The sequence below is a fragment of the Paracoccus sp. NIOT.M2S5SZ12 genome (assembly GCF_057748165.1).
The window spans coordinates 14,770-26,787 of the sequence record NZ_JBYLFR010000021.1 but is presented as its reverse complement, the minus strand read 5'-3'; the positions used below and the strand labels follow the sequence as shown (position 1 = coordinate 26,787).

Genomic DNA, 12,018 nt, shown 5'->3' with positions numbered 1-12,018 from the left:
GACAACCCATGCCTGACACCACAGCGCATCTCGCGCTGCCGTTCATCATGGCCGCGCAGGCCCAGAAGCACGTGACCATGAACGAGGCGCTACGACTGCTCGACGGCATCGTGCAGCTATCCGTTCTCGACCGCGATCTGACCGCGCCGCCGGCAAGTCCGGCCGAAGGCGACCGCTATATCGCAGCCAGTGGCGCGACGGGCGCGTGGGCTGGCTGGGACCGCAGCATCGCCTACTGGATCGACGGCGCCTGGATGCGGATCCTGCCGAGCGCCGGCTGGATGGCCTGGATCGAGGACGAGGCGCAGGCCATCGTCTGGACCGGATCGGCGTGGATCCCGGTTGTGGATGCCATGGGCTTCATCGCGCAGGCAGCCTCGGTCGCCGTGGCGCGGGAGGCAAATGGCGCGACCACCGGCATGGCGGTGCGGGAAGAAACCCTCTCCGGCCTTTCCGGGGCCAGCCGGGACTCGACCATCCAGATCCCCAACCGCGCCATCGTGCTCGGCGTCTCCGCACGAACCGTGACCGCGGTGCTGGGGCCCAGCTCCTTCGACTGCGGCGTCAACGGCGAGCCCTCGAAGTTCGGCGGCTCGCTCGGCGTGGCCGTGGGCAGCAGCAATATCGGCGTCATCGGCCCGACCGCCTTCTATGCCGACACGCCCGTGCGCCTCACCGCTAATGGCGGCAGCTTTGCCGGCGGCGCGGTGCGCATCGCCATCCATTATCTGACCTGCGGCCTGCCGGGTTGAACCCATGGGAGAGAACTTCATGGATACCATCCGCGAATGGTGGGGCGCGATCATGGCGGCGACCGGCCTTGGCATTTGGCTCGTGCGGCTTGAGGGCAGCAGCAAGACTGCCCTGCGCGAAGTGGCGCGGCTGGAAAAACAGCTCGACGCCGACCGCCAGGCGATCTCCGAGACCCGCAAGGAACAGAACGAGATGCTGCGCGAGATGCGCGCCGACATCAAACGCCTGCTGGAACGCAGCGGACCCGCCCGCGACTGACCGACGCCCAACCCGACCATCCACCCACCCCGCCAGCGCGCGGGGTTTTTCATTTGGAGAACATCATGTCTGTAGCGAAAGAAACCATCGAGCACGTCAAGCGCTGGGAGGGCTTGCGGCTGGAAGCCTATCCCGATCCGGGCAGCAAGGACGGCACCCCCTGGACCATTGGTTACGGGCATATCTCGGACAGCTTCATGACAGTCCACAAGGGCCTGAAAATCACCGAGGCGCAGGCCGAGGCCGCGCTGGAGCACGATCTGGGCGAGGCCGAGGATATCCTGCGCCGGCTGGTCAAGGTGCCGCTCACCGATGGGCAAAGGGCGGCGCTGACCAGCTTTGTCTTCAACATCGGCGAGGGGCAGTTCGCTGGTTCCACCCTGCTCAGAAAGCTGAATGCCGGCGATCATGATGCCGTGCCCGATCAGCTTGCGCGATGGGTCTATAATGACGGCAAGAAGATGACCGGGCTGGTCAACCGCCGCGCGGCCGAGATCGGCCTGTGGTCGAAGGGCAGTTTTGTCTCGTCGCGCACGGTCGAGGCCGCAGTCCCGCCCCTGGTCGAAAAGCTGGTCACGCCGGAAGTACTGACAGCGGCGGGCGGCGCGCTTGCCGGGCTGACCGGGACGCTGCAGGGCGACGGGCCGGTCTCCTTCGCGCTGGCAGCGCTGATCGTCATGGCCGGGGCCTGGGTGCTGTTCCGGCTGATCAGGCGGGCCTCGTGATGCTGGCCCGCTTCAAGTCCTGGCTGGCCATCGCCGCCGCCGCCATCCTGTTCATCCTCGGCGCGCGGCGCAGCGGCGAGAAGGCCGGGCGCGCCAACGAACGCCTCGAAAATCTAGAAAGGACCAATGATGCACATCAAAGGATGCTGGAAGCAGCCAGCCGCCGCCCTCATGATCGCGACGCTCTCGCTGAGCGGCTGCGCGACGGAAAGTTCTGACACCGCACCCTGCCCGCCCGTGGTGGAATACAGCACCGCCGACCAAACCCGCGCCGCAGCTGAGGTCGAAGCGATGCCGGAAAACGCCGTACTGGTTCGGATGATGAGCAACTACGCCGTGATGCGCGATCAGGCGCGGGCCTGCAGGTGAGGACCGGGCCGGGCAAAGCCCCGCGGGAAGCGCCAGACGCCTCGACCGCAGCGCCATGCCCGGCCCGGTTCACGGATTCATGGTTTCAAAAAGTGGCAGGGATTCGCTGCGCTGGAATGGTGGCACGGATGCTCCGCCCTGTCCCCTGCCGAGAGGGGCACAATTGCGCACCTTAGAAGAACGGCGCTAGTCGCCAGGACGGAGCGTCCTCGTAAACGTGACAATCCTGTCGAGCGGTTGCGCGAGGGCGGTTTCTGACCACCAGGCTTGCCCGCCAGTGGCCGAGTATCCCGCCGGGCTCCAGCAGAGCCCAGTAATAGAAGTTGATGTACTGCCGCCGAAATCCGTTATCTAGGGCATCCTCGTTGACTGCCAAATCATGCAGCAGCAAGCGCTGGCGTGTCGCTAAGTTCTCATAGTTCAGTGAAAGTAGAGGCGATGAGTCAAACGTTTATGGCTCGTCAAGACTTGACATGTAAGATAGAATCGGTCTGAACCGGAGGACGCTATGGACCGAGACGACATCCTGTTGGCTGCCCTTGCGGCTGGCGGTGCAGGCGCAACCTTCTCACCAGTGCAGGTGCAGAAGCTGTTTTTCTTGATTGACCGCGAAGCTCATCACCTTGTGGGTGGGCCGCACTTCAACTTCCGTGCCTATGATTATGGCCCGTTCGATAAGGCCGTCTATGATGGGTTGGACGCACTTGCCTGTCAGGGCTTTACGCGTGTTCAGAGCTCCGGAAAGTATCGAAATTACAGCCTTACTCCTGAGGGCTTAACGCGCGGCCAAGCCAGCCTTGCGGAAATGCCAAAAAACGCGCGCACCTTCATTAGTGAAATTTCAACATGGGTGCGCACGCTATCTTTTGAACAGCTCGTAGCTTCGATCTATAAGGCTTACCCGGACATGAAGGTTAATAGCGTTTTTCGGGGATGACGGTTGTCGTAGCCTTTCATTGCACAGATGGCGTCGTAATTGCCGCTGACAGCATGATCACTCCAAGTATGGGCGGCATGCCGGTGGGCCATCATCATGGGCAGAAGCTGTCCGTACTCGATGGGCCACAACTCTTCGCGTTTGCTGGTGATCAGGGGCAGGCTGATCGCTTCAAAACAATGACGAATGGCTCGCACGGGCTCATCGCACAAGTTCAGCACCCGCTCGATTATGCGGTGTCGCTATCCGGAAGCATCATTCAACAGCTTCAGCAAACAGGCATTGGAATGGGCCAAATCGGTGCCAATGCGATTGTTTCATTCCAAATGCATGGCACTCACCACTGCTGCGTATTTGAAGGCCCCCTACAGCCACGATTTCTTGACCAGCATCATTTCTATGTGGCTCTCGGCTCCGGCAAGCTATCAGCTGATCCCTTTTTACGTTTCCTCGCAGACACATTTTGCGCGAACAACGCACAACCGACGACCCGAGAAGGCGTGTTCATGGCAACTTGGGTTGTTCAGCACGTCATCGATACAAACCCAGGCGGAGTCGCTGGGCCGATCCGTGTTGCCACATACACGTTTGATGCTGGCGTAGCAGTAGCCAGGCACCTACCAGATGCAGAAATCTCTGAGCACCAACAAGCGATCGAGAGTGCGCGGGCGGCGCTAAAGAGTTGGCGGGACGAGCTACTTTCTGGGGCCGCAGCTGGCGACGCCCCTGCACTTCCGCGGCTTAGCGTCTAAGCGCCTTATCGCATCAGACCCCTCGGAATACCGTACCAGATGCTGGAAAACCCATGGGGCCAGCACCCGTGGCCCTTGGGCCCTTGCCCCGCTCCGCGCGTCTCACCGACGGGTGTTTTGTTGAGTTGGTGTTGAGTCGTCGCGCGAACGCAGAAAGCCGTCCTTTCGGACGGCTTCTAACGTGCTGATATTACGTGTTTTTTTGGTTGCGGGGGCAGGATTTGAACCTGCGGCCTTCAGGTTATGAGCCCATGGAAGGGCAAAACCGAAAAATCATCGAAATCAGCGTCTTACGCGGCAAGCCTTTGTTATGGCTTGATTTTCACCCTCGCAAACATCAGCGTTCGCACGGATTCACACGCAAGACCGGCACGAAGCCCGCAGTCGCAGGTTGATGTGGTGTTGATGTAGCCCTCGCGCCCTCCCCCGCAGATCATCATCGCAGACCGTCTTGTCGGCCTTCATTTGCGAGGTTCCAGCAGCCCAAGCTCGACCCACATCCAGCCGAAATCGTACTCTGCAATCGGCCCCTCGCCATGCCCGGCGCTGCGGTTTTCCAGCATCTTCAGCCACTCGATCACCTTCTCGCGCCCCGCAGCCGTACGGACAGCCTGACGTGGTGACTTGCCGCCCAGCGCCGGGATCGGCCCATCCAGCGTTTCACGGTAGTGCTTGTCCAGGTGATCTCGCATGAGCTGGCGCGCGATCTCTGGCGGGATTTCATCGGCGGCGTCACTTGGCCCATCATGCCGATGGTCGGCCCGCATCTGCTCAACCGTCCGGATCGTGGTCAACGGTGCCCTCAGCAAATCCCCGGCGGCCGCGCCGATCAACGTCTGGACCTTGGCCGCCCGCTCGGCCGAGTTGACGGTCACCAGCAGCGTCTTGCCCTTCAGTTCCAGCGAGCCCAGCACGGTGGCCCCCTCCATCTGAGTGTCCAGCATGATGCCACCGCCCGCCTTGCCGCCGCGCCCCTTCCGCGCAGCCAGCCAGTTCCAGAACTTCGGCCCCTCGGCCAGGAAGCCCTTCACCCGGTCCAGACGCTCCGCCACTGCTTTCTGCGTCACGCCGCTGGCAAGCGGGTAGCGCAGATCGTGGAACAGCACATCGTCGCCGTCCGAATTGGTGAACTGCGGCTGTTCCGGAGCGAGAGCGCGGTCGATCTCGATGAACAGCCAGGCGGAGGTGAAGATGGGTGCGCAGCCCATCATTTGATCGTGCGAAAGCCGCAGCGCATCTCGCTTCTTTAGCTTCAGGGCATCGCGAAGCCCGGCAAACAGGAAATCCACCGCCTCGGCCCGGAAGGGCAACAGCGCCCCGGAGATGACATGGTGATCGCGTTCGGGCAGCACCCGCACGGCAATCCGGTCCCATTGCTTCAGCGTGCGTGTGGCGGATTTCTCTCTGACCGTGACGGGTGCGGCATCCGACAGCAGGTCGCGCAGCACCATCGATGTGCCAGGCTGGACATCGCCGACTTCGTACAGGCTGACTGGCGCATCCCGCAGCGCGGTGAAATAGGCCCGGTTCAAGGCCGTTTCCTTCCAGCCGCGCCGCTTCAGATAGGGATCGATGATGTTGCCATCCTCATAGTGCTGGCCAAGGAAATCCTCGAACGCGCAGCCCCAGAGGACGCCTGACCACTGCTCGCCAAGCAGGTCGGCCAAGCCGTCCTGATCGATCTCGAATTCCTCCAGCGCGGGCATCAGGTGTTCGGCGACAATATCCTGCAGCCGCTCGCGCCAGTCACCTTCTCGGCCGATGAAGGCCAAAAGGCCGGAAATGTCGTTGCGTTCAGCCATAACCAGCCCTGTCTATGCCGGTCTAGCGACCGATCTTTCTTTGAATATCATCGCGCAGGGCAGCCATGGCCTCAGCGCGCAATCGCCACCCTGCATCGATTTGGCTGGCTTCAAATAGTCGTCCAGTGAGCCGCCGTGCGACGATGAGCTTCTCGCGGCCAAGTGGCAGGTCATCGAACAGCTTCTGGTCCTCGGCAATGCGGACCTGGCGCCGGTTCGGCAACCGAAGGCCGTTGTTGGTGACAGCAACTCCGGTGACGATCCGCGGCTGACCGGGCCGAAAGAGCTTGGTCTTGTGCCCATGAAGGTGCCGTTTGCCTATGGCCTTCCGAGCTTCAAACAGGAGGCGCCGCGTCGCCCCTGCCCCCGTGAATACAATGTCATCGACGTAGACGGTCATCTTGCAGCCAGATGCTTCGGCCAAGACCGCAAGTTCATGAAACAGGTCCTCGTAGGCGAAGTACGAAACGATTGGGCTGGCGCTGCTGCCTGTTGGCAGATGTCCGTCCACGGTCAGAAGCTTCGCGAGCATTCCGGCAACATCACCGTCGCAAGCCATTCGGTCGAGGAAGAAGTGATAGACGGCCTGAGCCCTCGCTGACGGATAGAACCTCCGGACGTCGATCTTGACGCACCCGTCGTCGACGGAATGTGCTGCAGCATTGGAGATGTAGGATCGCCCCTTCTTGGCCGAGTGCAGATAGGCTGGCGTGTCGATCCTGGCCAGAAGGGTTGCGATCCTGCGATGTACCTTTGCTAGCTTCGGTCGAGGTTCCTGGATTGCCCGACCGGACTTCTTGTCGATCCACCGCTTGTAGGGGTCGGCATCCGCAAGGAGCGCGTCCAGTTCCCCTCGGGAAATCAGCAGGCGATCCGCCAGCATCTGCGGGCTTGTTACCTTGTACAGGATAGACTGGTTGCGGTCGTGGCTCACCTGCCCGCCCCACGATACTCGGAGATTGTCGCAGCCCAATCCAACATCTTCAGCGCCTTATCTGCGACATACGCCCGAATCGCATCAGCCTTCCCTGCACCTTCCACGCGCTCTGCAAACAGCATGAGCGAGGACATCGGAATATCGAAGGCAGTGGAATACTTCTCCAGAACCGCAAGAGAGACGTTCTTTTCGCCACTCTCGATCTCCGAAACATAGGATTTTGAAAGCCCGACGCGTTCGGCCACGTCTGCCTGCGACAGGTCGTGGTAGACCCGAACCAGGCGAAGAGCTTCATTCAGCATTTTTCTCCCATCCTCAGCAGTTGAACACCTAGGAGCCGTCTCAGAAGAAGAGTCGCGCCAGATACACGATGGCTTTCACCATCCAGAACGCGACCATCAAGGTCCGACGTTTCCGAAGAACACGCCGAATCCAGCGACGGATCCACTGCCCGGTGCTCAGGGGCTTCACAGGTTCAGTACCCATGTCGCAACCTCCTGGGCTTCCTCGCCGGGACCATCCCGACGAGTGTGCCGCCTTCCCAAGAGGCAATCAGGGCAGAGGCTATCTCCTAGGTATCCCCGTGCCGCAACGCGAGCTGCGGACTTAAGTCGTCGGGTCGTCGTCGCGGATCGCATCGCGCGGATGCGGTCGCCACGCCCCGAAGTGGGTAGAGGCCGGAGCCTCCTCGATCGGCGAACCGATCAGCCTATGGCAGCTATCTCTCACCTGAGCATTGATCGCTAGATAGAGCACGTTGTTCGCCATTTCAAGCCCCAAGTTCGCCAATAGCGAACTGCCTATGCCACACGTCCGACTGCGCACTATATGTAGTGTTCGTCGGGCGCCCAAAGCGGATGACCGCCGAAGCCTTGAATGATATCCACAGCATCCTGCTGGCCAACCCCTTGCTCCGAATCGAAGCCAGCGTCAGGGTGCATCCTTGAGGAGAGCAGCCCTCAACCAAAAGCATAACAGGTCTATCGGAACACCAGTCGTACTGACCGAAGGCGCCTCGGCGCCCTTCGCGTCGTTGCGCCCGATCTCTTGACCCCGTGCCGCCCCCGGCACGGGCTGCAGGCGGTATGAGTTCGGCCCGTCCTCGGTTCATGTGAGGATGATCTGTCATGGCTTTGCCGCCCCGCGTTTACTACACCCTTCAGGAAGTCACGGCCCGCTGGGGCTGCAACATCGCCGACGTCGCAGGCTGGGCCGCGGCGGGCAAGTTCCATATCATGACCGGCATCGGCCTGGTGCGTTGCGGCGAGGAGATCGTCGCCGGTCGGGTGGTCCTCTCGCCGATGGACCTCATGCCGTTGTTCCGCCGCTGCGGGACCGGCCCGACCGAGGGCGTGGTGCGCCGGATCATGACGGGCGACAAAAGCCAATGGCAGATCATCACCGATCCTGTCGGCGGGGTCACGGTGGCGGTCGCGGACATGATGGTCATGGCCGATGAGGTACATGCCTTCGAGGAAGAGAACGACATGGTGCGGCGGGTGGCGGCGGGGCCAGGTGCTGCTACGCCATACGATTGGGAGGGCATGAACATCGCCCTGATCGTGCGGATCCATGATCATGGTTTGCCCGCCACTCAAGCCGAGCTGGTTGCCGAGATGCAGGACTGGTTCGCGGATCGGTCGGGCGGCAAGAAGATGCCAGACAGCCGCTCGATCCGGCGGCGAATAACGCCAATATGGAGAGCGCTGCGACGGGAGGAGGCGTGATGACGAGGGTCCGTGCGGGCCCGGGTCAGGCGGTCTTTCGGCCGCCCTGATCGTCCGCGTCATGAACCAGCCGTGGCTTTGGCCGGAAGGCGCTGGCCACGGCGTCGACCCCGGCGCGCAGTGGCGAGTCCATCAGGTGGGCATAACGCAGGGTGGTCTGCATCTGACTGTGACCCAGCAGCTTGCCGATCATTTCCAGCGAGGCCCCGCCACTGACCAGAAGCGAGGCGAAGGTGTGGCGCAGGTCGTGGATGCGGACGTCCTGCAACCCGCACTGCTTCTGGACCTGCGCCCAAAAGCGGCGGACCTCCTGCACCGGCTGGCCCGGCGTGTCGCCGGGGAAGAGCCACGGCGATCCCTTCGGCACCAGTAGCTGGCGCTGGCGCACGATGGCGGCAGTCTCGTCTGAAATCGGCACGCGGTGCGCACGGCGCTGTTTCGTCATGGTGGGCGGCTTCGACCAGCTCATGTGTTCGAGGTTGAACTGCTCGAAACGGGACTGGCGCACCTCGCCCAGCCGGGCACCGGTCAACATGCACATGCGGATGATGTCGGCGGCGCGCCGGTCCTCGGCGGCATCGAGCGCGGCGGCGAGGCTGGCGATTTCCTCCTTCGACAGGAAGCGTTCGCGCGGCGTCTCGGTGCGGCGATGGAAGCGCTGGGCGGGGTTGTCCTCGCACCAGCCCCACTGGACCGCCAGCATGAACATCTTGCGCAGCACCTCGCCGATCCGGTTGGCGCGCACTGGCGTAGGCTTCGCGCCCTGCAGCTTGCGCGCCCGGTTGTTGGGCTTTTCCTTGTGCGGCCGCGCCCTGCCCTCGGCGATCTTCGTCAGGAGCTTGTCGACGTCGGTCGGCGTGATCTCCGTCACCAGCTTTCGGCCCCAGACGGGCGCCACCATCTTGGCCAGCGCCGACCGCTGGTCGGCCGCGCTGCGGGCGGAGAGTTTCGGCAGATGCTCGGCTCCGTAGCGCTCGATCAGGTCTGTCACGCGCGGGGCTTCGCGCTTTGCCTCGCGCTGGCCCAATGGGTCGGCCCCGGCGTCGATCTCGCGCCGCAGTTCCTTGGCCCTTTCCCGGGCCGCCGACACAGACCATTCCGGCCAGCGCCCGAAGGTCATCCGGCGCTGTCGCCCGGCGTGGCGATAATCCAGCGTGAAGGCACGACCACCGCCACGGTAGATGCAGGCGGCAAAACCCCGGACGTCGGTGTCGAAGATCTGGTAGTCCCGACCCGGCACCGGCTCGGCGTCGCGCAGCACTTTCTCGGTCAGCTTGATGCGTTCGGGCATGGCTTTGGTCCTTCTTGCATCCGACATGAGGCGTGGTTTCGCCTGACTATCAAGGCAAGCATGGCGCCTTAGGTGGCGGGGAGGCGGAGGGTGGCAGGAAGGATGCCAGAGCCGCGCCACCCCTTGTTTTCTTAGGTTTTCGGCGCTGGGCGGCTCGATGCGCGACTGGTGACGATAGGCGCAATGGGACGTTTGATGCCGTAGGCACGGTGATTACGCCGCAAATCCAGCCTTCAACGCGCCGCTGAGCGACAAATCCTCAAGGAATTCAATGGGTGGCAGGGGTGTCGTGCCGGGTGCCACCTCCTTTTTGCCCGTCAATGCCAGTCAAACACGGTCAATCGGGGTGTTCGCACCTGTTTGCGGCCTTGGAGTCTGTTTCCTCCATCTAGCAGGCCCTCCCCACATCACCTCGCTCAGCCCGACCACCATCGGAAACCCCAATAAAACAAGGGGTGGCACAAGGGTGGCATCCTTTCCGCCACCTTCCGCCTCGCCGCCACCCCTCGGGCTCTGCGCTCACTGGTCCCTGCAAGAGTCCCCGATCTTCGGGGCCAGGACCAGGAGACCCCGATGCCGCATCTCGGATCGATGCCAGACCCGAAGGACAAACCCCGCTCGCTGCTGGTCGGCTGGATCAGCCGCCTCGACCTCGCGCTGGAACTCGGCCTTTCGGTCGACACCCTGCGCCGCTGGGAGGCGATGCGGACGGGTCCACCCTGCGTTCGGGCCGGGCGCAAGGTCTATTACCGCCGCGTCGCCGTCGAAGAATGGCTGGAGGAACAGGAACAGGCAGCCCCGCGCCGCCGTCGTGCCGGAGGGCGCCGGTGATGTCCATCCAGCCCTGCACATCCGCCTGGCCCGCCGACCGTGTGGCCGAGGCCCGCGCCGTCATCGCCGACGTTGCGCATCACAGCGATCTCCTGATTCGGCTCGCCTGCAACGTGCTTGCCCAACATGGCGAGACCCCGGACGAACGTGCTGATGCCCAGCGCCTGCTGGTCGTCGTCGATGCGCGGCGGGGGGTAGCGCGCGCCCAGCGCGAGGACCAGGGGAGGGCCGCGCAATGATGCGCCGCGGCACCCCCGAGGCCGATCTGCAGCGCGCGGTCGTGCAGGCGCTGCGCATCGCCCTGCCCCGCACCGCCATCATCCATCACTGCGCCAACGAGGTGACCGAGGCCGGGCCCCGCGGGGCCAGGCGCCAGGCCATCCTCGTCGGCATGGGCGTGCATGCCGGGTTCGCCGATCTGATGGTGATCTGCGACGGCCGCGTCCTGTTCCTCGAGTTGAAGGCGCCGAAGGGGCGGCTGCAACCGGAACAGGAGGCATTCCGCGATGCCGTTCTGGCGCAGAGGTTCGGCTGGGCGCTGGTGCGCAGCCTCGACGATGCGCTGGGCGCGCTGGCGGACCATGGCTTCACCACGCGCATCGCCCCGGCCCCGCGGAGGCCCGCCCCATGAGCCACGAGGCCACCAACTGGGCCATCAAGCAGCGCGGGTTGAAGCCCACGACCAAGATCGTGCTCTGGCATCTCTGCGACCGGTTCAACCCGGACTACGGCTGCTTCCCCTCCCAGGACCGGCTGGCGCATGACTGCGAGATCAGCCGGTCCACACTGAACGATCACCTTGGCCAGCTCGAGACCGTGGGCCTGCTGCGGCGGGTGCCGCGGCTCGATCCCGTGACCAAACGACAGCTGCCCACCCGCTATATCCTGGGGTTCGAGCCGGGCTTCACACCTGTGGCTGTGGTGCCGCGTCCGGAAATCGGACACGGGGACGACGGCGCCGTGGAAAGCCTCGACGATGCCGATGGTTGTGATGTCGACGGCATGGCCGACGTCCTGCCGTGTCCGGATTTCGGACACGGGGATGACGCCGGAGCCGTGTCCGATTTCCCGGCCGAGCCGTGTCCGGAAAATCCCGAAAGCCGTGTCCGGAATTCGGACACTAACCTTGTAAGGGAACCTCTAAGTAAACCAGTAAAGGAGGAGGAGGGCGCGCAGGCGCGCGCGGCGATTTCCGAGGAAGTTTTCGGGGACCTGCTCGATGCGCTGGGCCTCGACCCCGCGGCCCTGCCCGGCTGGTGGCAAGGCTGGCCGCCCCGGCAGCACGTTCAGCGCTGGCGCGACGAACTGGGGCTGACCGAGGCAGAGATCATCGCCGCGACCGAGGCCAGCCGCGAGGAGCATCCCGAACCGCCCGATGGGCCGAAGGCACTGGACCGGGTGATGCAGCGCGCAGCCCAGCGCAAGGTCGAGGCTGTGGGCCGGAAGCGCAGGACGCCCAAGACACCCCCTGCCCCGGCCGCAAAGCCGATCACCGACTTGCCCGCCTTCTACGCCGATCTGGTCAATTCCGACCGGTACTTGCCGGTCAGCGCGATCAGCAACACGATGCGCGATGCCATGCTGGCCCGCGGGCTGGTCACAGCCGAACGCCTGCGCGAGCGCGGGGTGCGGTGAA

The 12,018-nt window shown here is 63.6% G+C and carries 16 protein-coding genes; 12 read left to right on the top strand and 4 right to left on the bottom strand.

Annotated elements, in window-relative coordinates; translation table 11 throughout:
- Window positions 1-8 precede the first annotated feature (8 nt).
- From AC2SGK_RS15715 to AC2SGK_RS15685, 7 genes are all read left to right on the top strand, one after another.
- On the top strand, window positions 9-752 hold the full coding sequence (locus AC2SGK_RS15715; protein ID WP_488324426.1) for a DUF2793 domain-containing protein: 744 nt from the start codon (window positions 9-11) through the stop codon (window positions 750-752).
- A gap of 19 nt (window positions 753-771) precedes the next feature.
- Window positions 772-1,011 carry a hypothetical protein gene (locus AC2SGK_RS15710; RefSeq protein ID WP_074971075.1) on the top strand — a complete coding sequence of 80 codons (240 nt, stop codon included), beginning with the start codon at window positions 772-774 and terminating at the stop codon, window positions 1,009-1,011.
- A 65-nt stretch (window positions 1,012-1,076) separates the two neighbouring features.
- Window positions 1,077-1,736 (top strand): lysozyme, encoded by a 660-nt coding sequence (locus tag AC2SGK_RS15705; RefSeq protein WP_043132468.1) that lies wholly within the window; start codon window positions 1,077-1,079, stop codon window positions 1,734-1,736.
- Window positions 1,736-1,954, top strand: coding sequence for a hypothetical protein (locus AC2SGK_RS15700; RefSeq protein WP_488324425.1), 219 nt, complete (start codon window positions 1,736-1,738; stop codon window positions 1,952-1,954). The genes AC2SGK_RS15705 and AC2SGK_RS15700 overlap by 1 nt, the downstream gene beginning before the upstream one ends.
- 22 nt (window positions 1,955-1,976) lie before the next feature.
- A complete protein-coding gene (locus AC2SGK_RS15695; RefSeq protein WP_488324424.1) occupies window positions 1,977-2,105 on the top strand; it encodes a hypothetical protein in 129 nt (42 codons plus the stop codon).
- Window positions 2,106-2,613: 508 nt separating this feature from the next.
- Window positions 2,614-3,042: a hypothetical protein gene (locus AC2SGK_RS15690; RefSeq protein WP_216032407.1), complete on the top strand. Its 429-nt coding sequence runs from the start codon at window positions 2,614-2,616 to the stop codon at window positions 3,040-3,042.
- Entirely contained in the window at window positions 3,039-3,794 is a 756-nt protein-coding gene (locus AC2SGK_RS15685) for a hypothetical protein (protein WP_488324423.1), read from the top strand. Before AC2SGK_RS15690 ends, AC2SGK_RS15685 begins: the two co-directional genes overlap by 4 nt.
- A 461-nt stretch (window positions 3,795-4,255) precedes the next feature.
- On the opposite strand, the gene AC2SGK_RS15680 is transcribed toward AC2SGK_RS15685, so the two are convergent.
- The 3 genes from AC2SGK_RS15680 to AC2SGK_RS15670 are packed head-to-tail and all read right to left on the bottom strand — an operon-like array spanning window position 4,256 to window position 6,835.
- A complete protein-coding gene (locus AC2SGK_RS15680; protein ID WP_488324422.1) occupies window positions 4,256-5,596 on the bottom strand; it encodes a DUF7986 domain-containing protein in 1,341 nt (446 codons plus the stop codon).
- A gap of 22 nt (window positions 5,597-5,618) precedes the next feature.
- On the bottom strand, window positions 5,619-6,530 hold the full coding sequence (locus AC2SGK_RS15675) for a reverse transcriptase family protein (protein ID WP_488324421.1): 912 nt from the start codon (window positions 6,528-6,530) through the stop codon (window positions 5,619-5,621).
- Window positions 6,527-6,835, bottom strand: coding sequence for a helix-turn-helix domain-containing protein (locus tag AC2SGK_RS15670; RefSeq protein WP_149589762.1), 309 nt, complete (start codon window positions 6,833-6,835; stop codon window positions 6,527-6,529). Before AC2SGK_RS15670 ends, AC2SGK_RS15675 begins: the two co-directional genes overlap by 4 nt.
- An 825-nt stretch (window positions 6,836-7,660) precedes the next feature.
- Here AC2SGK_RS15670 and AC2SGK_RS15665 point away from each other — a divergent pair.
- The gene (locus AC2SGK_RS15665; RefSeq protein ID WP_488324420.1) at window positions 7,661-8,260 is read left to right on the top strand and encodes a hypothetical protein; all 600 of its coding nucleotides are present in this window, start codon (window positions 7,661-7,663) and stop codon (window positions 8,258-8,260) included.
- 25 nt (window positions 8,261-8,285) lie between these two features.
- Here the strand turns inward: AC2SGK_RS15665 and AC2SGK_RS15660 are convergent, their stop codons facing one another.
- Window positions 8,286-9,551, bottom strand: a complete 1,266-nt coding sequence (locus AC2SGK_RS15660; protein ID WP_488324419.1) for a tyrosine-type recombinase/integrase — start codon at window positions 9,549-9,551, stop codon at window positions 8,286-8,288.
- Between the two features lie 573 nt (window positions 9,552-10,124).
- Here AC2SGK_RS15660 and AC2SGK_RS15655 point away from each other — a divergent pair.
- From AC2SGK_RS15655 to AC2SGK_RS15640, 4 genes are read left to right on the top strand one after another with little or no spacing between them, the layout of a single operon-like run.
- Window positions 10,125-10,382, top strand: a complete 258-nt coding sequence (locus AC2SGK_RS15655) for a helix-turn-helix domain-containing protein (RefSeq protein WP_068767734.1) — start codon at window positions 10,125-10,127, stop codon at window positions 10,380-10,382.
- Window positions 10,382-10,621: a hypothetical protein gene (locus AC2SGK_RS15650; protein ID WP_488324418.1), complete on the top strand. Its 240-nt coding sequence runs from the start codon at window positions 10,382-10,384 to the stop codon at window positions 10,619-10,621. The genes AC2SGK_RS15655 and AC2SGK_RS15650 overlap by 1 nt, the downstream gene beginning before the upstream one ends.
- Window positions 10,618-11,013 carry a VRR-NUC domain-containing protein gene (locus AC2SGK_RS15645; protein WP_155065512.1) on the top strand — a complete coding sequence of 132 codons (396 nt, stop codon included), beginning with the start codon at window positions 10,618-10,620 and terminating at the stop codon, window positions 11,011-11,013. The genes AC2SGK_RS15650 and AC2SGK_RS15645 overlap by 4 nt, the downstream gene beginning before the upstream one ends.
- Window positions 11,010-12,017, top strand: coding sequence for a helix-turn-helix domain-containing protein (locus tag AC2SGK_RS15640; RefSeq protein WP_488324417.1), 1,008 nt, complete (start codon window positions 11,010-11,012; stop codon window positions 12,015-12,017). The genes AC2SGK_RS15645 and AC2SGK_RS15640 overlap by 4 nt, the downstream gene beginning before the upstream one ends.
- The last annotated feature ends 1 nt before the right edge of the window (window position 12,018 follow it).

Excerpts from the sequence above, each read along its gene's own strand:
- AC2SGK_RS15715 (WP_488324426.1), top strand. The coding sequence starts at position 9 with ATGCCTGACACCACAGCGCATCTCGCGCTGCCGTTCATCATGGCCGCG.
- AC2SGK_RS15710 (WP_074971075.1), top strand. The coding sequence starts at position 772 with ATGGATACCATCCGCGAATGGTGGGGCGCGATCATGGCGGCGACCGGC.
- AC2SGK_RS15705 (WP_043132468.1), top strand. The coding sequence starts at position 1,077 with ATGTCTGTAGCGAAAGAAACCATCGAGCACGTCAAGCGCTGGGAGGGC.
- AC2SGK_RS15700 (WP_488324425.1), top strand. The coding sequence starts at position 1,736 with ATGCTGGCCCGCTTCAAGTCCTGGCTGGCCATCGCCGCCGCCGCCATC.
- AC2SGK_RS15690 (WP_216032407.1), top strand. The coding sequence starts at position 2,614 with ATGGACCGAGACGACATCCTGTTGGCTGCCCTTGCGGCTGGCGGTGCA.
- AC2SGK_RS15685 (WP_488324423.1), top strand. The coding sequence starts at position 3,039 with ATGACGGTTGTCGTAGCCTTTCATTGCACAGATGGCGTCGTAATTGCC.
- AC2SGK_RS15680 (WP_488324422.1), bottom strand. The coding sequence starts at position 5,596 with ATGGCTGAACGCAACGACATTTCCGGCCTTTTGGCCTTCATCGGCCGA.
- AC2SGK_RS15670 (WP_149589762.1), bottom strand. The coding sequence starts at position 6,835 with ATGCTGAATGAAGCTCTTCGCCTGGTTCGGGTCTACCACGACCTGTCG.
- AC2SGK_RS15665 (WP_488324420.1), top strand. The coding sequence starts at position 7,661 with ATGGCTTTGCCGCCCCGCGTTTACTACACCCTTCAGGAAGTCACGGCC.
- AC2SGK_RS15660 (WP_488324419.1), bottom strand. The coding sequence starts at position 9,551 with ATGCCCGAACGCATCAAGCTGACCGAGAAAGTGCTGCGCGACGCCGAG.
- AC2SGK_RS15655 (WP_068767734.1), top strand. The coding sequence starts at position 10,125 with ATGCCGCATCTCGGATCGATGCCAGACCCGAAGGACAAACCCCGCTCG.
- AC2SGK_RS15650 (WP_488324418.1), top strand. The coding sequence starts at position 10,382 with ATGTCCATCCAGCCCTGCACATCCGCCTGGCCCGCCGACCGTGTGGCC.
- AC2SGK_RS15645 (WP_155065512.1), top strand. The coding sequence starts at position 10,618 with ATGATGCGCCGCGGCACCCCCGAGGCCGATCTGCAGCGCGCGGTCGTG.
- AC2SGK_RS15640 (WP_488324417.1), top strand. The coding sequence starts at position 11,010 with ATGAGCCACGAGGCCACCAACTGGGCCATCAAGCAGCGCGGGTTGAAG.